The following is a 21,360-nucleotide window of genomic DNA, read 5'->3' on the forward strand; positions in this document are numbered from 1 at the left end:
TGTGAAAATCGCAATAATAGGCGCTGGAAATGTAGGAGCTAGCATTGCTAGTCTTCTCATTTCTAAGCAGATGTGTGATGAGATCGCACTTATTGATATTAACCAAAATTTAGCTAAAGCCAAGGCGATTGATCTATCGCAAATGGCAATTGCCTTAGGTGTAAATATTAGCGTAATTAGTGGCGATGATTACAAGCTTTTAAGCGATTTTGATATTGTGATAATAACTGCTGGAATGGCTAGAAAAGATGGACAAAGTAGAGCAGAACTTGTCAAAATTAACGCTGATATAGTAGCCAAAGCATCTAATAAAATTGCTAAATTTGCTCCAAATTCAATAATAATCGTAGTAACAAATCCACTTGATATAATGGTTTATGTAGCTTGTAAGGCTAGTGGCTTTGATAGAAGCAAGGTTATAGGAATGGCTGGCGAGTTAGATAGTGCTAGACTTAAATTTGCCTTGCAAAATCATCTAAAGAGAGATATGAGTAGCTCAAAATCCCTTGTAATAGGTATGCATAGCGATAGTATGATACCATTAATCGATGAAAATTTAAGTGATAGCGAGCTAAATGAGATTAAATCTCAAACCATAAATGGCGGAGCATTGATCGTAAAATTGATGAATACATCTGCATTTTATGCTCCAGCAGCTGGAGTGATAAATATATGCGAAGCATTGATAAATGGTAGTACAAAGGTGCTTAGCTGTTCGGTTTTAGACTCTAATTTTATAGCATTTAGTCGCCCAGTGGTTATTGATAGAAGTGGAGTAAAAGAGATTTTGGAGTTAAATTTAAAATCAAAAGATAGAGAAATTTTGGATAAAAGCATAGAAGAATTTATAATTTATATTAATAATCTTAATATAAATAGTGCTAATTTTAACTTTAGCTAAAGTTATTATTTTAGTTTTTTTATTTATCTATTTTATTAACTTTTTTAAGATAAAGTAGCACAAAAGTTTTTAAATTTGATTTTGCATTTGGCAAAATTTGGTGTTTATTTGCTTGATTTCAAGCAGTTTAGTCGCTACGATTGTAGCTAGAATTTTATTTAAGTTGTACTTAAATTTAATAGGAGATAGTAATGATAGAACAACCGCTTAATACAGCTGTTTGGGTAGATGAGAGTAGGTGTAAGGCTTGCGATATTTGTGTAAGTTACTGCCCTGCTGGTGTTTTGAATATGAAAGAAGATATTCACGCTATTCAAGGAATGATGATAGAAGTCAGCCACCCTGAATCGTGCATTGGCTGTAGGGATTGTGAGCTTCACTGCCCTGATTTTGCTATTTATGTGGCTGAAAAAGGATTTAAATTTGTTAAACTTAGCCCTGAGGCTAAAGAGAGAGCTGCGGCTATTAAGGCAAATCATTTTAGGAAAGTTAATTAAGGATATTAGATGAGAGAGTTAATAACAACAGGAAATGCTTTAGCGGCAAAAGCAGCTATTGAGTGTGGCTGTAATTTTTTTGGTGGTTACCCTATTACTCCATCAAGTGAGATTGCGCATGAATTAAGCGTAGCGTTACCAAAAAATGGTGGCAACTTCATTCAAATGGAAGATGAGATTGCTGGTATTTCAGTAGCACTTGGTGCTAGTATGACTGGGGCTAAAGCTATGACAGCAAGCTCAGGGCCTGGTATTTCACTAAAAGCTGAGCAAATTGGCCTTGGATTTATAGCTGAAATTCCATTAGTAATTGCAAATGTAATGCGTGGTGGCCCATCAACTGGTCTTCCAACTCGTGTGGCTCAAGGTGATATTTTACAAGCTAAAAGCCCAAGCCATGGTGATTTTTGCTCTATTGCAGTAGCACCTGGCAATTTAGATGAAATTTACACTGAGACAATAAGAGCATTTAACCTAGCTAATAGATTTAGCACTCCAGTATTTTTACTTCTTGATGAAACAATCGGTCATATGCAAGGCAAGGCTAGCATACCAGAATTAAGTGATATAAAAATTGAGCCTAGACGCGAATTTAAAGGTGACCCAGCTGATTATAATCCATATGAAGCAAAAGAAGATGAGCCAGCTACGCTAAATCCATTCTTTAAAGGTTATCGCTATCATATTACCGGTCTTCATCACGGCCCTACAGGCTTCCCTACTGAAGATGGTAAAATAGTAGATTATAATATTAAAAGATTGTTTAATAAAATTCACGCTCATCTAGATGAAGTTATCAAATTTGAAGAGTATAAGCTAGAAGATGCTGATATATGCATTATCTGCTATGGAAGTGTGAGCTTAGCAGCTAAAGAGGCAGTTGATAAGTTAAGAGCTGAAGGGATAAAAGCTGGTATATTTAGACCGATTACACTATGGCCAAGCCCAGAGGCAAAAATTAAAGAGATTTGTGCTAAATTTAAAAATATCTTAGTAACTGAGCTAAATATGGGGCAATATCTAGGCGAGATACAAAGATGCTCTTTAAGAGATGATTTTAAAACACTATTAAAAGCAAACGGCAGACCAATTAGCCCAAGCGAAATTATTAGTAAAGTCAAGGAGTTTTAATTATGGCTTTTAATTATGATAACTATTTAAGAACAAGCAAAATGCCGACACTTTGGTGTTGGGGTTGTGGTGATGGTGTAATTTTAAAAAGCGTTATCCGTGCTATAGATGCTATGGGATGGAATATGGATGATGTCTGCGTAGTAAGTGGTATTGGATGTAGCGGACGCTTCTCAAGCTATGTTAATTGCAACACTGTCCATACTACTCACGGCCGTGCGATCGCATATGCTACAGGTATCAAACTAGCAAATCCAGATAAACATGTAATAGTAGTAACTGGTGATGGCGATGGCTTGGCAATTGGTGGTAATCACACAATTCATGGATGTCGTAGAAATATAGATATTAATCACATTTTGATTAATAACTTTATTTATGGTCTTACAAATTCACAAACAAGCCCTACAACTCCACAAGGATTTTGGACTGTTACAGCACAATGGGGTAATATAGACCCAAATTTTGATGCTGCGAAGTTAGCAACAGCCGCTGGAGCTACATTTGTGGGTCGTGAGACTGTCATTAACCCAACTAGAATTGAGAAAATGCTAATAGAGGGCTTTAAACACGAAGGCTATAGCTTCTTTGATATATTCTCTAACTGCCATATAAATTTAGGTAGAAAAAATAAAATGGGTGAAGCCACACAAATGGTAAAATGGATTGATGAAAGAACTCTACCTAAGGCTAAATTTGAATCATTAAGTGATGAGGAGAAAAAGGGTAAATTCCCTACAGGTGTGCTATTTAAAGATGATACTCATATGGAGTATTGTAAAGCATATGCCAAAGTAAAAGAAGCAGCTCAAAACAAGACAAAAATCAACTTTGAGGAGATAATATGAGTTTAGCAGAGTTAAGATTTGTTGGGGTTGGCGGTCAAGGTGTTATCCTAGCTGGAGAGATACTCTCAGCAGCCAAGATTGAAGCTGGTGGATATGGCGTTAAGGCTTCTACATACACATCTCAAGTTCGTGGCGGTCCAACTAAGGTTGATATTATTTTAAGCGATGAAGAGATTAAGTATCCATATGCAAATGAAGGCGAAATTTGCTTTATGCTAGCAACTGCTCAAAATAGCTATAATACCTTTAAAGATGGGGTTAAAGATGGTGGTATAATCGTAATTGAGCCAAATTTAGTTAAGCCTAGCGAAGAGGATAAAAAACGCTGGAAAATATATGAAATTCCTATTATATCAATTGCTAAAGATGAAGTGGGTAATGTAATTACTCAAAGCGTTGTGGCTCTTGGTGTGGCTGTTAAATTTACAGGCGTGATGGATGAAGAGATTGTAAGAAATAAGATGCTAAGCTCAGTTCCTGATAAGGTCAAAGAGGCAAATAATAAAGCTTATGATTTAGGACTCTCATACGCTGCTAAATGTATGCAGTAAATACTCTTTTAACCAAAGCCTAAATATTGGCTTTGGTATTCTATTACAATAATTAATTAAGCAGATTTTAGAGTTTGCTTTGATATAATCTAACCTTTAAATTTACCCTTAAAGGAAACACAATGGCAAAAATTGGTATAGTATATGGCTCAAATGCTGGAGATACTAAAGCTGTAGCAGAGTATATAGGCAAAAATTTTGATAGCGAGATAATCGACGCTAAGGATTTGACGCTTGAATTTATAAATCAATATGATAGATTGATTTTTGCAGCATCTACTCATGGTCATGGAGAGTTGCAAAAGGATTTCAAAGCTAAATTAGATTTAATTAGCGAGGCTGATTTTGGTGGTAAGACTTTAGCCCTTGTAGGGGTTGGTGGCACTATCAAACATCCTACTACATTTCTTGATGGCTTGGTAGAGTTTTTACCATTAATTCGTGGCGCTAAACTTGTGGGTGCAACTGATATTGATGGATATGTGTTTAAAAACTCACTATCATTTATCAATGGCAAATTTATAGGTCTTGGAGTTGATTATAAAAATGATGAAAATTGGCAAAAAAGAGCTGATAAGTGGGTTGAATCTATTAAATCTGAGTTTTAATCTTAAAGCTTAAAATTAGCCATGGAAGCCTTTTTATTTGCAGAGTATGTCGGTATCGCATCAGCATCTTTGAGTGGCTTTTTATTTGGGATACGTAGGGGTTGTGACTGGCTAGGTGTATTTTTAGCCGCATTTTTAACAGCACTTGGCGGAGGGCTAATCCGTGATGTTATAGTCGGTCGCCCTGCGTACTCTTTTACTCACTATATTCCTGTTTGTATAGTTTTATCTGTTATGATTTTAGCTTTTTTACTGAAATTTCATAAAAAAGATAGAAATAATTTAGATAAAAAATTTATATTTATTATGACTGACGCTGTAGATGTAGTAAGCTTTTCTATTGTTGGTGCTATTGTATCTTTGGAGTTTGGTCTTAATATTTTTGGTGTAATTATGGTGGCATTTTTTAATGGTGTTGGCGGTGGGATTATACGAGATATGCTATTAAACGAGGTTCCATGGTTTTTAAAAACTGGATTATACGGCACAATTAGTATGGGGGTTGGGGCGATATACTATTTTATGTATTTAGCTGAGCTAACTAGCATTTATTGGATATTTGCTCTATTTATATTTGGTGTTGCATGGCGGCTTGTAGCATATTATAGAAATTGGAATTTGCCGCAAATTCACTATAAGGATTGATTTATGCTGATGAATAACTATAGTAGAGCTAGTGTTAGTTTTGTGCGTGGTAAAGGTGCTACTTTGTGGGATAAATGTGGTAAAGATTATATAGATTTTGCTAGTGGGATTGGGGTTTGTGCTTTGGGTCATAGCCATAAAGGTGTAGAAAAAGTCATCTCAAAACAGGCTAAAACACTACTTCACACTTCAAATTTATACAATATCACTCCACAATCTAAACTTGCCGATAAAATCTCAAATATGCTAGGTGGTGGATATGAGCTATTTTTTGCTAATAGTGGTGCTGAGGCAAATGAGTGTGCGATAAAATTGGCTAGAAAATTTGGTTTTATTAAAGGCCGAAAAAGCGAAATTATCAGCCTTAAAAACTCATTTCATGGCAGAACTATCGCAACTTTAGCGATGACTGGTCAGGATAAATTTCATCCAGATGAATTTGGGGCTTATCCAGATGGATTTAAATTTTATGATGATATAGATGAGATTATTAAAAATTTAAATCAAAATACCGCAGCTGTGATAATTGAGCTAGTCCAAGGTGAGGGCGGCATAAATCCGCTTGATAAGGCTAAAGTCCAAGAGTTAGCTAGGATTTTAAAGCAAAGAGATATTTTGCTTATCACCGATGAAGTCCAATGCGGCGTATATCGCACAGGGGAGTTTGTAACATCTAAATTATATGATATAACGCCTGATATTATCACATTTGCTAAAGGGCTTGGCAATGGAGTGCCAATTAGTGCGTGTGCAAGTAGGGTATCTATCTTTAAGCCAGGAGATCATGGAAGCACATTTGGTGGCGGATTTTTGGTAACTAGCGTGGCTGAATATGTGCTTAGCCAATTAAGCAGATTAAAAAATAGTGGAAAATTGGATAAAAAAATAGCTAAATTTGAAAAAAATTTAGATAAATTAGTGGAGCAAAATAGCGATATTTTTCTTAAAAGAGTTGGTCTTGGATTAATGCAAGGCATAGTGGTTAAAGATAGCAATTTATTAAGCAAAATAGTATCAAAAGCTTTAGAATGTGGGGTTTTGGTATTAAGATCTGGTGATAGTACCTTAAGATTTTTGCCACCACTAAATTTAAGCAAAAAAGAGATGAAAGATGGTTTTGCTAGATTAAAACTAGCAATTAGCGAGATTAAAAAATGAGGCTTTTAACTTATAAACAAGATAATCAAATTAAGCTTGGTGTATTGAGTGCAAATAATGGAGTTATCGATATTAGTAGCGTTGGAATAGATAAAAAAGATATGAATGATTTGATAACCACTCTAGATCAAGCTCAATATCAAATTCTAAATGAATTAAGCTTAAAAAGCGGTGGTGAGCCATATAATAATATCCAGATATTATCGCCGATTTTAAGCCCACTTCAAGATATTATCTGTCTTGGGATTAATTATATGGAGCATGCTAAGGAGTCATATAGGTTTAAAAAGATTGAATTTGATGGCAAGAGAGAATTTCCTGTATATTTTGGTAAAAGGGCTAACTATATTTTGGGTGATGGAGCTGTATTTCCAAGCCATAGCCAGATAACTCAAACGCTAGATTATGAAGTGGAGCTAGCATTGATTATTAGTAAAGATGCTTTTAATGTTCCTATTAATAAGGCTTTAGAGTATGTCTTTGGCTATACAATTTTAAATGATATTAGCTCACGAGATATTCAAAATAGATATAAGCAGTGGTATTATGGTAAAAGCTTAGATGGCTCAACGCTAATGGGGCCTTGGATTGAGACTGACCTTGATATATCAAATTTAAAAATTAGCTCAAAAGTAAATGGCGAGCTAAGGCAAAATGCAAATACCGTAGATATGATATTTGATGCAGCATATATAATAAGTGATTTAAGTGCAGGTATGACTTTAAAAGCTGGCACAATAATATCACTTGGCACGCCAAGTGGAGTAGGTATGGGCTTTACTCCGCCAAAATATCTTAAGAAAGGCGATGTGATAGAGTGCGAGATAGAAGGCATTGGGGTATTGAAAAATATAGTTGGCTAATAGTCTTATTTAGATAAATTTAAATTAAAAAAGGAATCAAAATGGCAGATGAAGATATAAAATTAGAGAGCAAGAAAAGTCCGGTGGTGCTAATAGCTATTATTGGCGTGGTTGTATTTTTATTAATTATTGGGATAATTGTTGTTATGCTTTTAATGAGTGGCGGAGATGATAAGCAAGTCTCTCAAGCCGCTAATGTCCCCCCAACTCAAGTAGCACCAAAACAACGCTCCAATGATTTTTTTAATATCGGTCCAGTCTATCCGATGGAGCAATATGTCGTAAATTTACTTAGCGAAAGTGGCACTAGATACCTAAAAACCACAATGAATTTAGAGCTAAGCGAAGAGACTTTAAGCTCAGAAATAGATAAAAAACAAGCATTAATCAGGGATATTATCATAAGAAGTCTATCAGCTAAAACATATGAAGATGTAAGCACAGCCAAAGGCAAAGAGCGTCTAAAAGATGAGTTAGTAACTAGAATAAATGAGGTTCTAAGAGATGGATATATTAAAAATGTCTTTTTTACTGATTTTATCGTTCAATGATAGGCATTGATATTGTAAGCATAGATAGGATCGCCAATGCTAAAATAAGGCATGGTGAGCTATTTTTGCGTAAATTTTTAAATAGTAGCGAGATAGAAATTGCTAAGAGTGATGCTACTATAGCTGGGTTTTGGGCTGCAAAAGAGGCTATTAGCAAGGCTCTTGGCTGCGGAATTGGAGCGGAATTTAGCTTTAATGACGCTACCATATACAAAGATAGCAAAGGTGCTCCAAAGATTAAATTTGCCAAACACATAGAGAGTAAATTTAATATCAAAAGCTCATCGCTTAGTATCACGCACGATGGCGGATTTGCGATTGCTGCGGTTATTATTGAAAGAATAAATTCCCATTGAGCTTTAAGCCCAATGGGTTAAATTAGCAAGAATATACTGTTTTAAACTCAAATGGAGTAGGGCGTTGCTCATATGGCCATACTTGAGTTTCAAATTTATAGTGTTGATATGTATCTATAAAGTGCTCTGTCATTATAGCGCTTAAATATTTATTATCACGGATTACAGCCTCTAAGCTTCCTCTTAGTGTATGTGGTAATTGCTCAATTCCACGCTCTCTAATCTCATCAAGAGTTAGCTCAAATAGATCCTCATCCATTGGCCCTACTGGCTCAATTTTATTTTTGATACCATCAAGTCCTGCCATCAGCATTGCTGCAAATGCTAGATATGGGCAAGCGGTGCTATCAGGAAATCTAAACTCAGCTCTTACGCTTTTTTCACCTGATCCATATGGAATTCTACAACTAGCACTTCTATTTTGGCAAGAGTATGTTAAAATGCTTGGTGCTTCAAATCCAGGAATTAATCTTTTGTAGCTATTTGTGCTTGGATTGGTAAATGCTGCAACGCTTCTAGCATGTTTTAATACCCCGCCAATATACCATCTAGCCATATCGCTTAGATTAGCGTATGTTCCAGCTTTATAAAATAAATTTTTACCATCTTTCCATATGCTTTGATGGACATGCATACCGCTACCATTATCGCCATATAGTGGTTTTGGCATAAATGTGGCTGTTTTGCCATTTAAATGAGCTACCATTTTTACTATATATTTATAAATTTGCACATTATCGGCAGCTTCTACTAATGTTCCAAATTTCACACCTATTTCGCCTTGACCTTGAGCAACTTCGTGATGCACCACAAAGGTCTCAAGACCTACTTGTTCTAGCACATTTACCATTTCAGCTCTTAGATCTACCATTGAGTCAATTGGTTGAACTGGATAGTATCCGCCTTGTGCTCTTGGACGATGACCGCTATTATAACCATCTTTATAGTCTTTAGCGTCATTCCATTCGCCCTCTTCAGTATCTACTTCATACATAGCACAATTTTGTTTATCGATAATTCTTACATTATCAAAGACAAAAAACTCATTTTCAGGTCCAAAATACGCAACATCGCCAATTCCGCTATCTTTTAGGTGTTGCATAGCCTTTTTAGCGATTGAGCGAGGGCATTTCTCATATAGATCATTTTTATATATATCATATACATCGCATATTACGATGATTGTTGTATCGGCAGTAAATGGATCTAAAAATGCAGTCTCAACATCAGGTATAAGCATCATATCCGACTTATGTATAGGCTGCCACGCATCAATTGAACTACCATCAAATGGAATTCCCTTAAAAGAATCTACATTTATTGCTTTAATATTATATGATACGTGATGCCATGTTCCTTTTAGATCAGTAAAGCGAAAATCAACAAATTTAACCTCATTTTCATCACAATATGTGAAAAATTCGCTAACGCTATTAACAAATCTACCCATAGGCAAACTCCTTAAAAATTAAAATTTTGACATTATAGCATAAAATAGCAATTTTAATTTTAAATTTATATTGAAATCTATACTATTTTAAATTTTTACCATTTTTTTCTCACGATTTTGGTATATTACAACCTCGTTATAACCAAATTTTTTAGCTTTTTCTATAGTTTTATCCATATTTAAGCCAACATGTTCTACGCAGTGAGCATCGCTAGATAGAGTAATATCAATACCCATCTGACTCATCATCTCCAAAATTTCATCTCCAGGGTAAATTTCGCCCACTGGTTTGCGAAGTCCAGCGCTATTTAGCTCGATACTCATACCGCTTTTTTTGATCTCTTTTAGAGCATCACTAGCGATAATTTTAATATCTTTTTTAGGCTTATAGTTAAAAACTTTGATTAAATCAATATGACCGACTATATCGAATTTACCATATCTTGCCATATCTTTGATAGCATTAAAATAGTCTATATAAATTTGATCAATATCTCTATTTTTATACTCTCCGATAAACTCAGGATTATCAAATCCCCAGCCATTTAAAAAATGCACCGAACCAATGAGATAATCAACCTTAGCTCCCATCACTCGCTCATCTATAAATCCTGGTAAATAATCCACCTCATAGCCAAAAAGAATCTCCATCTTGCCTTTAAATTCAGCTTTAACCATCTCAATTGACTCTTTATAATCATCCATATCCTTAAAGCTCATTCTATATTTTTGATCAAAATTCATCGGTGCGTGGTCGCTAAATCCATAATATTTACACCCTTGATTAAACGCAGCCTTAGCATACTCAATGGGCGTCCCAGTAGCGTGATTACAAAGTGGGGTGTGGTTATGTAAATCTACAATCATAAATAATCCTTGAAAATATCAATAATATTTATAATTATACAAGATGAAAGATTAAATATAAATTTGGATAATAAAATAATAAAATGGTGCGCCCTAGAGAATTCGAATCTCTGACCTTTTGAACCGCAATCAAATGCTCTATCCAGCTGAGCTAAGAGCGCACTTTAAATTTAAGAGTTAGAATTATACTAAATCATTTCTTAAAATTAGCAAAATTTAAAATATTTTTTTGAAATTTATATGAATTTGATAATGTAAAGCAAAATTTATATAAATTTAGATACAATCACGCAATTATGTTCTTAAGGAGTTCTTATGACGCAAGAAGAGTTAGATGCGTTAATGGCTGATGATTTAAGCGATTTAGGTAATAGTATAGATGATATAGATAAGATTGGTCTTGATAATGAGGCAAATTCAAAAGAAGACGCTGATAGCGTAGTTCAAGATGATGGGCATATTATAACGCATGATAATTATAGGGTAAGCTCTACTGCGGCTTGGCCACCACCGCCACCGACAGATGATCACAAAGTAGTTCATCAGCTTGATGATGTCACGAAAGATTCAGAAAAAAAAGCCACAGAGATGTTTGATAAGCTTGAGACTATTAGTGGATTTTTCGCAGATGCTGAAGGCGTATCAAATGATATAAAAGCTGGTATAGCAAAAAATCTAGAAATATTTGAAAATCTACACTCTAAATTCCCTAATGTAGCGGCATTTGAAGAGCTTTTAGAGCTTAATAAAAATTTAGATACCAAGCTAGATGATACGATAAATAGCCTTCAAATGGGACAAGATGAAGTTATGATGACTATGGATATGATGCAATATCAAGATATTCATCGCCAAAAAATAGAGAGAGTTATTAATGTAATGCGCGCTTTGAGTAAATATATGAATAGCTTATTTGAAGGTAAAATAGATGATGATAAGCGGGTTGGCTCTGCTATTCATATAGATGGGGATACTACAACCGAAGATGTTGTAAGTAACGCCGATATAGAAGCTTTAATTGAATCATTGAGTAAAAAGTGAAAAGACCAGAACTTTTAAGCCCAGCTGGGAATTTAACCAAGCTTAAAATCGCTTTGGCTTATGGGGCTGATGCGGTTTATGCTAGTGTAGGTAACTTCTCTTTGCGTCAAAGAAGTGCGAAGGAATTTAATCTTGAAAGCTTTGAATATGGTGTAAAATTAGCCCATAAAAGCGGGGTAAAATTTTACGCTACAATAAATGGATTTCCATATAATACTCAGCTTGATAATCTCAAAAAACATATTAAAACTATTAGCGAATTTGGCGTAGATGCCTTTATTATCGCAACTCCAGGAGTTATGAAACTTGCTAAAGAGATTGCTCCAAATATTGAGATACACCTTTCTACACAAGCAAATGTAATGAATTATCTTGATGCTCAAATTTATCACGATATGGGTGCTAGTAGGATTGTCGCTGCTCGTGAGATGAGCCTAAAAGATGCGGTGCTAATAAAAGAGATGATACCAAGCTTAGAATTAGAGATATTTTGCCATGGGTCAATGTGCTTTGCATACTCTGGTAGATGTCTAGTCTCAGCAGTCCAAAGCGGTAGATTAAGCAATCGTGGAAGTTGTGCTAATGATTGCAGATTTAACTATGAATTATACGCTAAAAGCCCAGATAATGGGGCGTTATTTCGCCTAGAAGAGAGCGAGCATGGCACACATATAATGAACTCTAAAGATCTAAATTTAAGTAAGCATATAGAGAGAGTCATTAAAACCCAAGCCATAGATAGCCTAAAAATAGAGGGTCGCACAAAAAGCGAGTATTATGTTGCTTGTGCGACAAAAGCCTATAAGATGGCAATTGATGATACTATAGCGGGTAATTTCCGTCCAGAAATTTATGAAGCTGAGCTAAATACGCTTAAAAATAGAGGCTTTAGCGATGGCTATCTCATTCATAAGCCTTATGAGAGAGAAGATACGCAAAATCATATAAATAGCATAGAAGAGGGCACTCATCAAGTCCATGCTATTAGCACTGATGGGGTTAGCTTTAAAACCAAATTTAAGATAGATACCAAGCATGAATACGAGATCTTTGCTCCTGTTAATGCTGTGATAAATAGCGTAGAGAATGAGCTAGGAAGTATCTATAAAAAAGATGATAAATACTATGTAAAATTCAAAAAATTAATAAGCACAAAAGGCAAAGAATTTGATGAAATTCATAGTGGAAATGAGAATGAGATTAGGCTTCCTGCTAATTTGCCTGAGTTTAGTTTTTTGCGTAAAGAGATTATAAAAGGAGAGTAGATGAAATTTATAAGCATTATAATGGGTAGTAAGAGCGATTATGAGATTATTAGTGAAACGGCTAAGATTTTAGAGGAATTTGATGTCAAATATGAGATGATTATTAGCTCAGCTCACAGAAGCCCAGCTAGAACTCATCAATATGTAGAAGATGCCGATGCTAGGGGTGCGGCTCTATTTATATGTGCAGCTGGTATGGCAGCTCATTTAGCTGGAGCGGTATCGGCTTATACTATTAAGCCAGTTATTGGTGTGCCTATGGGTGGATCAGCTGTAAATGGCGTAGATGCGCTATACTCCACAGTTCAAATGCCAGCTGGCATACCAGTGGCAACTCTAGCCATTGGTAAGGCTGGAGCTAAAAATGCTGCGTATTTAGCAATGCAAATTTTAGCCCTAACTGATGAAAATTTAGCAATAAAATTAAAAGAAGATAGAGAGAAACAAGCTAAATTATTAGAGGCAGATTCTAAAAAGATCGAGGTGCTTCTAGGTGGTGCTAAATGAAAACATATCTAGCCATTGATGAGTTTTGTCAGCTAGTTCATTTAAAACGAGAAGTTGTAGATGGCATGATCCAAAGAGGTGCATTAAATACAAAAATAGATAATGATATAGTCTATATAGAGGCAAATGAAGGCACTATGAGCGTGGTGCCAACTAGCAATGGAGAGATGGTAGTAAGCGGGGAGCCTTATACCTTGCCTGGAGAGAGCTTTGTAGAAAAGACCATTGGGACTATTTTAAATTTACACGAAAAAGTTTTAGACGCTAAAGATGAGACGCTAGATGCACTTAGAAATGAGAATAAATTTCTCAAAGAGGCTTTATACTCCATGCAAGAACTATATGATGAAGATAGAAAAACCGTAGAGACGCTTACTAATCAGCTTAAATTGGCTCAAGAAGAGGTTGAGTTTTTAAAGAGAAAATATAAGCTAATGTGGAATAAAGCAATAGAGAATTTTAATGACAATAAAGGAAATTTATGACATTTAGCCAGATAATTTTAACTCTTCAGCAGTATTGGAATGAGCAAGGTTGCATTGTCGTCCAACCATATGATATGCCAGCTGGCGCTGGGACATATCATCAAGCTACATTTTTACGCTCTTTAGGAGATAAGCCTTGGAATGTGGCATATGTAGCTCCATCTCGCCGTCCAACCGATGGTAGATATGGTCAAAACCCAAATAGACTTGGTAGCTACTATCAATTTCAAGTAATAATGAAACCAAGCCCAAAAAATATCCAAGAGCTATATCTAAAAAGCTTAGAAAGGCTTGGATTAGACCTTAAAAAACATGATATTAGATTTGTAGAAGATAACTGGGAGAGCCCAACTCTTGGTGCGTGGGGCTTAGGCTGGGAAGTTTGGCTAGATGGTATGGAGGTTACGCAATTTACATATTTTCAGCAAGTTGGCGGAATACCTTGTGAGGTAGTTAGCGCAGAAGTAACATATGGAATCGAACGCCTAGCTATGTATCTTCAAGATAAAGATAGTGTTTATGATATTATTTGGGATGAGCATAATTCAAATGTAGTAACCTACGGCGATGTCCATAAACAGAGCGAATTTGAATTTAGCAAATATAACTTTGAAATAGCTGATACTGCTAAGCTCTTTGATTGGTTTGACTCATACTCTAATGAGTGTAAGGCGATTTTGGAGCATGGGTTGGCACTTCCAGCTTATGATTATTGTATGCTTGCGGCACATACTTTTAATGTGCTTGATGCTCGTGGAGCAATTAGCGTTACGCAAAGGCAAGATTATATCCTTAAGATTAGAGAGTTGGCTAAGGGTTGTGCTATGGCTTATAAAGAGAGTTTAAATAGGTGAAAATATCTGAAATTTACGCTATTTTAGATAGTATAGCGCCATTTGAACTGCAAGAGAGTTGGGATAATTCTGGATTAATCATAGGTAGTATGAGTGATGAATTTGATGATATTGTGCTTAGCTTGGATTTAGATAGCACTATTGTGGCTAGTGCTAAGCCAAATACGCTTTTTATCACTCATCATCCGCTTATTTTTAAAGGATTAAAAAGAGTTGATAGTAGCAAATATCCATCAAATTTAATCAAAATGATGATTAAAAAGGATATTAGCCTAATCTCAATGCATACTAATTATGATAAGGTTGTTTTAAATAAATTTGTTTTAAGCGAGATTTTGGGTTATCAAGATTATGAACAATATGGCGATTTTATACTTAAATTTGAGGTAAATCAGAGCTTTGAAGAGTTTGTATCTAGGATAAAATCTAAATTAAATTTACCAACTTTAAGGGTTGTAAAGGGGTCTGAATTTATAAAAACGGCCGCAATTTGCACTGGAAGTGGGAGTGAATTAATTGGTAGCTTTGAGGCTGATTGCTTTTTAAGTGGCGACTTTAAGTATCACACAGCACTTGAATCTTATGAGAATTCGCTTAGCTTAATTGATATAAATCATTTTGAAAGTGAGCGATATTTTGGGAAGTCGTTGGCATTTTACTTGCAAAAATTTAATCTTTTTGCTACAATCACAAATTCAATAAATCCATTTGAATATAGATAACTAAAGGGAAATCAATGAATAAATATCTACAGCAACTTGTAAGTTTATCGCAAATAGACCAAAAAATAGATAGTTACGCACCAAGAATTGAGAGCATTAATAGAAATTTACAACTTAAAAAAGATGAGATAATCGCTATAGATGAAAATATAGAAAAAGTTGATAATGAAATATCAGAATTAAAAGCTCAAATTGCCAATACAAACTCTCACATTAATGAATTTAACGCTAAAATCAAAGAAATTAGTAAAAAAACTTCCGCAGTAAAAAGTGAAAAAGAGATAAAAGCTCTAAATTTAGAAGAGGATTTAGCCAAAGATCAGCTTGAAGCAGCTAATGAAGAGATTAATAGACTTGAGAGGATTATCGATAGTAAAAATGAGTTAAAATCTGAGCTTGAGATGAAAAAAACGCAAATTCAAAATAGCCTTGAGGGTATAAGTAACGAAGTTGCTGATGAGATAAAAGCTATTGATGATGAAAGAAGTAAAATTTATGATCAAAAAGAGAAGCTATTAGCTGATATGAATCAAAAAATTCTTACATTTTATGAAAAAATTCGTAAATGGGCTAAAAATACAGCCGTTGTGCCAGTGAGAAAACAGGCTTGTTATGGCTGTTTTATGAAGATAAATGATAAGACTTATGCTCATATTATCAAAAGTGATGATATCACAACTTGCCCACATTGTGGTAGAATTCTCTATAAAGAGACTACACAGGAGTGATATATACTCTATTTACGGCACTTTTGCTTGGGATTTGTTCGCCGTTTTTATGGCTTTTAAGTTTTAAGCAGAAGTTTATCCGTAGTATAAGGGCAAGATTTTTTTTAATCAAAAATCCAAAACCAAAATTAGCCAAATACCACTTCCACGCTTGTAGTCTTGGTGAAGCTCGTGCTATTGAGCCTTTAGTAAGGCGTTTGGGTGATTGTAGGGTTAGCGTGATTACTCAAACTGGATTTGACTATGCTAGTAAATACGCTGATTGTAGATTTTTGCCTTTTGAGTGTTTTTTACCTTTTTGGCTAAGCAGATCAGATGTTTTGATAGTTTTTGAAGCTGAGTTGTGGCTAAATTTATTTAAAGTTGCTAAATCAAATGGATCAAAAACGGTGCTTTTAAACGCTAGAATTAGCGATAAAAGTTATAAAAATTATCTAAGATTTAAATTTTACTATAGATGGCTTTTTAAATATGTTGATTTGGTGCTAGCTCAAAGCGATTTGGATAAAGAGCGTTTAGCTACGCTTGGGGCAAAAAATATTAAGGTTGTTGGCAATATAAAATCAGCTAATCTACCAAAGCCATCTAAAAACTATGTAAAGCTAGATAAAAGAGTTATAGTAATAGCTAGCTCTCATCAAAATGAAGAGATAAATTTGCTTAAAAATTTAAATTTAAGCCCAAATGATCAGCTTTTTATCGCTCCAAGGCACCCTGAGAGATTTGCTGAAGTGTGTAAAATTATCAAAGATAGCATTAAAAGCGATATGAGCTTTGAGAAATTTAGCGATAATATGGGGTTAAGATCGCAGATTATTCTTGTAGATACTCTTGGGGAGCTAGTGAATTTATATCAAATTGCCGATATTGTCGTGCTTTGTGGCAGCTTTGAATATGGCATTGGAGGGCATAATCCTATAGAGGCGGCTCAGTTTGGTTGTAAAATTCTAAGCGGAGAGTATATCCATAATCAAAAAGACCTATATAAAGCAGTAAGCGGGATTGAGTTTTGCTCATATGAAAATGTGTGGGAGAAGATAAACTCAAATTTAAAAAGCACTAAAATTATAAATATATGCGATATGGATAAGATAATAAAAGAGATAAAAGGATAAATATGCAAAAAGCTTATAAACTTTTAGCCATTCAAGAGGGAATTTCAAATAGTGAAGCAAAAGTGATGATAGATGCTGGGCTTGTAAGCGTAGGCGGTCAAAGAGTTATGCTTGCTAGAGGACTTTTAAAAGAGAGTGCTAAATTTAAGGTAACAAAACTAGCCAAACCAGTGAAAATTTTTGAAGATGAAAATATCATAGCAGTAAATAAACCGCCATTTATCACAAGCCAAAAGATTGCTGAAATGTTTAAATTCCCACTATTAAATCGCTTGGATAAGGAGACTAGCGGAGTAATAATGCTATATAAAAATGATGATTTCCAGCAAAGGGCTATTAGGGAGTTTTCGCAAAATAGAGTGAAAAAAACCTATTTAGCAGTTGTTAAGGGGATAGTGTGTGAAAATTTGACAATTAATCAGCCGCTAACTACCATAAAAACAAGATCTGGAGCATTCGCAAAGATTGATTTAAAAAATGGTAAATCAGCCATCACGCATATCGCCCCAATAGCAGTCGAAGGCAAAAAATCGCTATTAAAAGTAGATATAGAAACAGGTAGAACTCATCAGATTAGGGTGCATTTAGCTAGTAGTGGATTTGGTGTATTGGGTGATGAGAAGTATGCCAAAAGTAGCTCTAATAGATTATATCTACATAGTTTAAGAACTAAAATTTTTGATTATGAGTTTTACGCCGAGCCTAGTAGGGAGTTTTTTAATCAAGGATTTAATGAAATTGATAAAACCATTTTAAAAATGGTTTAAATCAGATTATTTACGCTCTTTTCGCATAAAATTCACTCCTAAACTCAGCAAATTTATCAGCCATTATCGCCTCTCTTATTTGCTTCATTAAATTTAGATAGTAGTGTAGATTATGCAAACTTGCTAGTCTAAAAAATGTAAGCTCTCTAGCCTTATATAGATGATTTAGATAGCCCCTAGAGTATCTTTTACAAGTATAGCACTGGCACTCTTGGTCGATTGGCTCATGGTCGTTTATAAAAGCAGCCGCTTTGATATTGAGCTTACCAAAACTAGTAAATAAAGTCCCATTTCTAGCATTTCTTGTAGGCATCACGCAATCAAACATATCCACCCCACGACTTACATTTTCTACTAGATCCTCTGGGGTACCAACGCCCATTAGATACCTAGGGCGATTTGGGTCGATATATGGCATAACGCCTTGAACTGTATCATACATCTGCTCATTTGACTCACCCACACTTAATCCACCTATGGCTAATCCATCAAAATCCATATCACATAGCGCCGTAGCGCACTCTTTTCTAGCTTTATAATCAGTCCCGCCTTGTATGATACCAAAGAGATTTTGATGAGCGCCAACTCCATTTGCTTTTTGAGCTTTGTGATACATTTGAGCCTCTTTGGCCCATTTTATCGTGCGTTTTAGGCTTAGTTCTATGCGTTCTTTTGTCGCTGGAAGAGCCACTAAATCATCTAAAATCATCATAATATCACTGCCTAAATCATACTGCGTATCTAGCACACTTTTTGGTGTAAAATAGTGCAAACTACCATCTATATGACTTTTAAATTTAATCCCATTTTCATCAGCCTTAGAGCGATGAGAGAGAGAAAAAGCTTGAAATCCACCGCTATCAGTTAGAAAATTTCTATCAAATCCACTAAATCCATGAAGTCCGCCAAATCCCTTAACAACCTTGCTAGTAGGGCGTAAATAGAGATGATATGTATTTGCTAAAATTATCTTAGCGTCTAAAATTTCGCTCATATCTACCGCATCAAGACTCTTAATCGCTCCAAGTGTGCCAACTGGCATAAACACTGGAGTTTGAATTATGCCGTGAGCCATTTTGATGGTGCAAGCTCTTGCGTTTTGGCTTATTTTGTCTATTTTAAATTCCATATAAATCCTTATTTAATTAGCATAATTTTATCAAAATCTTGCTTAGAATTTAGGATATTTAAAGGACAAAATCAAATTTAATCGCTTTTTATCTTTTTTAAATTTCAATTATGCTAAGATAACCATTTTTTATGGAGAGTTGATGAAAAATATTTTGATTATTGCTGATGGAATTTTGGCTAAAAATTTCCTTGAGAGATTATTTAATAGCAAAAATAACGCCTTACATAACTATACAGTAATAACCTATAATGAAGAGACTATCCCTAGCTGGGATGTGAATTTTGAAAATTTTATATTTTATAACTTTGATCCAACTAGTCTTGGTAAGCTAAAGCTACATTTAAAGAGCGAATTTGAACAAGCTATGGTGATAATGCAAAATGAATTTGACATAAAATGCGTATGCGAAAATCTGCGTCAAATTTACCCAAATTTAGATATGGATGTGCTGGATTTATGGGGTATGGGTAGATATTTTAGCGGTGATAATCATATATCTATCATTGATGCTAGGAAAATTTTAAGCTCTAGATTTATGGATTTTTTACCAGATGTGCCAGTTATCGCTGATAATATAGGCATGGGGGTAGGCGAGATTATGGAGGTTCAAGTCCCAAATGGTAGTAGCTACGCCTATAGACATGTAGGAAATATCCGTAAAAAGCGGTGGAAAATAGCTATGATATATAGAAAAGGTAGCTACACCATCGCTACTGCTGATGATTTAATAATGCCAAATGATACACTTTTAATCGTAGGGGAGCCTAGAATTTTAGAAAGCGTTTTTCGTGCGATTAAAAAGGAGCCAGGTCAATTCCCAAATCCATTTGGAAACAATATATATTTAGAGTTAGATATGAAATTTATGAGTAAAAATGAGATAGATCTACTCATAGATGATACTATCGAACTTCATAATAGATTAAATAATAAAAAGCTTTTTATAAAGGTGATAAATCCGACTCTATGCTCTAATTTTAGCCGTATAAAAGAGCTAAAATCTAATAAAATATTTATAGATATTGACTATTTTAGCACTAAAATTTCGATTAATAAATCTAAGATGAATGAGCTTGATATAGGCTTAGTAATCACTAATAGCAAGGTCTTTAACCACTATAAAAGAGGTTTTGAAGCCCTTAAAGTGCCTATTTTAAAAATAGGAAAAAATGGATTTAAAATATTAAAAAAAGGTGTAATACTAGGTGATAAAACAGATGCCGAGAGCAACTCTAGCGTGATAATGGACTGCTGTAAGCAGCTAGATTTTAGTATCGATTTTTATCATTTTGATACTAAAATTGATAATGATAGCAAAAAGGTTATAGAGCATTTTAAGAGTCTTTCTAAAATCTTTAATAAAAAGGTAAATATAATAAATGATGATATTAATCCGCTTTTAAAGTTGCGTAATAGTGATGATATTTTACAATTTTTAAGCTTTAGTAATAAAATTTTGGATAATAAATTTGGAGCGATATTCTCTAAAGATATAAATCGTCTTTACTATATATTAGATGATAATTATCAACTTTTCATACCACAAAATGATAAAATTTAAAGGATAGATATGAAAAATACAGCTTTTATAACTGGAGCTACTTCTGGTTTTGGGGAGGCGATGGCTAGGGCTTTATCTAAAGATGGTTATAAGCTAATCTTGCTTGGTCGCCGTAAAGATAGGCTAGAGAATCTAGCAGATGAATTGCCAAATTCTCATATAATTGCTTGTGATATTAGGGATAAAAATGCTCTATTTAAAGCTATTGATGAGCTACCAAGTGAGTATAGAGATATTGAAATTTTGATTAATAATGCTGGGCTTGCCCTTGGGCTTGAGAGAGTTAATGAGGCGAGTTTAGATGATTTTGAGACTATGATTGATACTAATATAAAAGGGCTTTTATACGCTACTAAGGCTGTTTTGCCTATTATGACTAAGAGAAAAAGTGGCTATATATTTAATCTTGGCTCCGTAGCTGGTCAGTGGCCATATCCTGGTGGGAATGTATATGGTGCTACCAAGGCTTTTGTAAAGCAATTTAGCTTTAATCTTAGAAATGACTTAAAAGGCGATAATATAAGGGTTACAGAGATTGCTCCTGGCATTGCTAAGACTGAATTTAGCCTAGTAAGATACAAAGGAGATGAGCAAAAAAGCGATGCAGTATATGATGGGACAAGCTACCTTGAAGCTGATGATATAGCAAAAATCGTGCTTGATTGTATAAATTTACCTAAACATGTCAATATAAATAGCCTTGAAGTTATGCCTACGACGCAGAGTTGGGCTGGATTTTTCTTTGAAAAAGAGTAGG

Annotated in this window: 25 protein-coding genes and 1 tRNA gene; 22 read left to right on the forward strand and 4 right to left on the reverse strand. The window is 34.6% G+C overall.

What is annotated here, in order from left to right:
• Position 1: 1 nt before the first annotated feature.
• From CSUIS19073_RS00700 to acpS, 11 genes are all read left to right on the forward strand, one after another.
• Entirely contained in the window at positions 2 to 901 is a 900-nt protein-coding gene (locus CSUIS19073_RS00700; protein WP_086242091.1) for a lactate/malate family dehydrogenase, read from the forward strand.
• Between the two features lie 191 nt (positions 902 to 1,092).
• On the forward strand, positions 1,093 to 1,398 hold the full coding sequence (locus tag CSUIS19073_RS00705) for a 4Fe-4S dicluster domain-containing protein (protein ID WP_086242092.1): 306 nt from the start codon (positions 1,093 to 1,095) through the stop codon (positions 1,396 to 1,398).
• 9 nt (positions 1,399 to 1,407) lie between these two features.
• On the forward strand, positions 1,408 to 2,529 hold the full coding sequence (locus tag CSUIS19073_RS00710; RefSeq protein ID WP_086236653.1) for a 2-oxoglutarate synthase subunit alpha: 1,122 nt from the start codon (positions 1,408 to 1,410) through the stop codon (positions 2,527 to 2,529).
• Positions 2,530 to 2,531: 2 nt separating this feature from the next.
• A complete protein-coding gene (locus CSUIS19073_RS00715) occupies positions 2,532 to 3,377 on the forward strand; it encodes a 2-oxoglutarate ferredoxin oxidoreductase subunit beta (protein WP_086236654.1) in 846 nt (281 codons plus the stop codon).
• Positions 3,374 to 3,928, forward strand: coding sequence for a 2-oxoacid:acceptor oxidoreductase family protein (locus CSUIS19073_RS00720; RefSeq protein ID WP_086236655.1), 555 nt, complete (start codon positions 3,374 to 3,376; stop codon positions 3,926 to 3,928). Before CSUIS19073_RS00715 ends, CSUIS19073_RS00720 begins: the two co-directional genes overlap by 4 nt.
• A 122-nt stretch (positions 3,929 to 4,050) precedes the next feature.
• Positions 4,051 to 4,536 (forward strand): flavodoxin domain-containing protein, encoded by a 486-nt coding sequence (locus tag CSUIS19073_RS00725; RefSeq protein WP_086236656.1) that lies wholly within the window; start codon positions 4,051 to 4,053, stop codon positions 4,534 to 4,536.
• Positions 4,537 to 4,557: 21 nt separating this feature from the next.
• On the forward strand, positions 4,558 to 5,181 hold the full coding sequence (locus CSUIS19073_RS00730; RefSeq protein ID WP_086236657.1) for a trimeric intracellular cation channel family protein: 624 nt from the start codon (positions 4,558 to 4,560) through the stop codon (positions 5,179 to 5,181).
• Between the two features lie 3 nt (positions 5,182 to 5,184).
• Entirely contained in the window at positions 5,185 to 6,339 is a 1,155-nt protein-coding gene (locus CSUIS19073_RS00735; RefSeq protein ID WP_086236658.1) for an aminotransferase class III-fold pyridoxal phosphate-dependent enzyme, read from the forward strand.
• Positions 6,336 to 7,202: a fumarylacetoacetate hydrolase family protein gene (locus CSUIS19073_RS00740; RefSeq protein WP_086236659.1), complete on the forward strand. Its 867-nt coding sequence runs from the start codon at positions 6,336 to 6,338 to the stop codon at positions 7,200 to 7,202. Before CSUIS19073_RS00735 ends, CSUIS19073_RS00740 begins: the two co-directional genes overlap by 4 nt.
• A gap of 41 nt (positions 7,203 to 7,243) precedes the next feature.
• Positions 7,244 to 7,753 carry a flagellar basal body-associated protein FliL gene (gene fliL, locus CSUIS19073_RS00745; RefSeq protein ID WP_086242093.1) on the forward strand — a complete coding sequence of 170 codons (510 nt, stop codon included), beginning with the start codon at positions 7,244 to 7,246 and terminating at the stop codon, positions 7,751 to 7,753.
• Positions 7,750 to 8,109, forward strand: a complete 360-nt coding sequence (gene acpS, locus CSUIS19073_RS00750) for a holo-ACP synthase (RefSeq protein WP_086242094.1) — start codon at positions 7,750 to 7,752, stop codon at positions 8,107 to 8,109. The genes fliL and acpS overlap by 4 nt, the downstream gene beginning before the upstream one ends.
• Positions 8,110 to 8,131: 22 nt before the next feature.
• Here the strand turns inward: acpS and glnA are convergent, their stop codons facing one another.
• The 3 genes from glnA to CSUIS19073_RS00765 all read right to left on the reverse strand — a co-directional run bounded on the left by glnA (position 8,132) and on the right by CSUIS19073_RS00765 (position 10,587).
• Entirely contained in the window at positions 8,132 to 9,559 is a 1,428-nt protein-coding gene (gene glnA, locus CSUIS19073_RS00755; protein WP_086236662.1) for a type I glutamate--ammonia ligase, read from the reverse strand.
• An 87-nt stretch (positions 9,560 to 9,646) separates the two neighbouring features.
• Positions 9,647 to 10,426, reverse strand: a complete 780-nt coding sequence (locus tag CSUIS19073_RS00760; protein WP_086242095.1) for a histidinol-phosphatase — start codon at positions 10,424 to 10,426, stop codon at positions 9,647 to 9,649.
• Positions 10,427 to 10,510: 84 nt separating this feature from the next.
• Positions 10,511 to 10,587, reverse strand: a tRNA-Arg gene (locus CSUIS19073_RS00765).
• Positions 10,588 to 10,741: 154 nt separating this feature from the next.
• On the opposite strand from CSUIS19073_RS00765, the gene CSUIS19073_RS00770 reads away from it, so the two are divergent.
• The 9 genes from CSUIS19073_RS00770 to CSUIS19073_RS00810 are packed head-to-tail and all read left to right on the forward strand — an operon-like array spanning position 10,742 to position 17,910.
• The gene (locus CSUIS19073_RS00770) at positions 10,742 to 11,467 is read left to right on the forward strand and encodes a chemotaxis protein (RefSeq protein ID WP_086236664.1); all 726 of its coding nucleotides are present in this window, start codon (positions 10,742 to 10,744) and stop codon (positions 11,465 to 11,467) included.
• Positions 11,464 to 12,732: a peptidase U32 family protein gene (locus CSUIS19073_RS00775; protein WP_086236665.1), complete on the forward strand. Its 1,269-nt coding sequence runs from the start codon at positions 11,464 to 11,466 to the stop codon at positions 12,730 to 12,732. Before CSUIS19073_RS00770 ends, CSUIS19073_RS00775 begins: the two co-directional genes overlap by 4 nt.
• Entirely contained in the window at positions 12,733 to 13,239 is a 507-nt protein-coding gene (purE, locus tag CSUIS19073_RS00780) for a 5-(carboxyamino)imidazole ribonucleotide mutase (protein WP_086236666.1), read from the forward strand.
• On the forward strand, positions 13,236 to 13,724 hold the full coding sequence (locus CSUIS19073_RS00785; RefSeq protein WP_086236667.1) for a DUF3972 domain-containing protein: 489 nt from the start codon (positions 13,236 to 13,238) through the stop codon (positions 13,722 to 13,724). Before purE ends, CSUIS19073_RS00785 begins: the two co-directional genes overlap by 4 nt.
• Positions 13,721 to 14,578, forward strand: coding sequence for a glycine--tRNA ligase subunit alpha (gene glyQ, locus CSUIS19073_RS00790; protein ID WP_086236668.1), 858 nt, complete (start codon positions 13,721 to 13,723; stop codon positions 14,576 to 14,578). The genes CSUIS19073_RS00785 and glyQ overlap by 4 nt, the downstream gene beginning before the upstream one ends.
• On the forward strand, positions 14,575 to 15,300 hold the full coding sequence (locus CSUIS19073_RS00795; RefSeq protein WP_086242096.1) for a Nif3-like dinuclear metal center hexameric protein: 726 nt from the start codon (positions 14,575 to 14,577) through the stop codon (positions 15,298 to 15,300). Before glyQ ends, CSUIS19073_RS00795 begins: the two co-directional genes overlap by 4 nt.
• 14 nt (positions 15,301 to 15,314) lie before the next feature.
• Positions 15,315 to 16,028: a zinc ribbon domain-containing protein gene (locus CSUIS19073_RS00800; RefSeq protein ID WP_086236670.1), complete on the forward strand. Its 714-nt coding sequence runs from the start codon at positions 15,315 to 15,317 to the stop codon at positions 16,026 to 16,028.
• Positions 16,025 to 17,143, forward strand: a complete 1,119-nt coding sequence (gene waaA, locus CSUIS19073_RS00805) for a lipid IV(A) 3-deoxy-D-manno-octulosonic acid transferase (protein WP_086236671.1) — start codon at positions 16,025 to 16,027, stop codon at positions 17,141 to 17,143. Before CSUIS19073_RS00800 ends, waaA begins: the two co-directional genes overlap by 4 nt.
• Positions 17,144 to 17,145: 2 nt before the next feature.
• Positions 17,146 to 17,910: an RluA family pseudouridine synthase gene (locus tag CSUIS19073_RS00810; protein ID WP_180379354.1), complete on the forward strand. Its 765-nt coding sequence runs from the start codon at positions 17,146 to 17,148 to the stop codon at positions 17,908 to 17,910.
• Positions 17,911 to 17,920: 10 nt separating this feature from the next.
• On the opposite strand, the gene tgt is transcribed toward CSUIS19073_RS00810, so the two are convergent.
• Positions 17,921 to 19,039, reverse strand: coding sequence for a tRNA guanosine(34) transglycosylase Tgt (tgt, locus tag CSUIS19073_RS00815; protein ID WP_086236673.1), 1,119 nt, complete (start codon positions 19,037 to 19,039; stop codon positions 17,921 to 17,923).
• A gap of 142 nt (positions 19,040 to 19,181) precedes the next feature.
• Between tgt and CSUIS19073_RS00820 the strand changes: the two genes are divergently transcribed.
• Entirely contained in the window at positions 19,182 to 20,603 is a 1,422-nt protein-coding gene (locus tag CSUIS19073_RS00820) for a COG3400 family protein (RefSeq protein ID WP_086236674.1), read from the forward strand.
• Positions 20,604 to 20,612: 9 nt separating this feature from the next.
• Entirely contained in the window at positions 20,613 to 21,359 is a 747-nt protein-coding gene (locus CSUIS19073_RS00825) for an SDR family NAD(P)-dependent oxidoreductase (protein WP_086242097.1), read from the forward strand.
• Position 21,360 lies beyond the last annotated feature (1 nt).

The organism is Campylobacter sp. RM19073 (assembly GCF_024723495.1).
Taxonomy (GTDB): domain Bacteria; phylum Campylobacterota; class Campylobacteria; order Campylobacterales; family Campylobacteraceae; genus Campylobacter; species Campylobacter porcelli.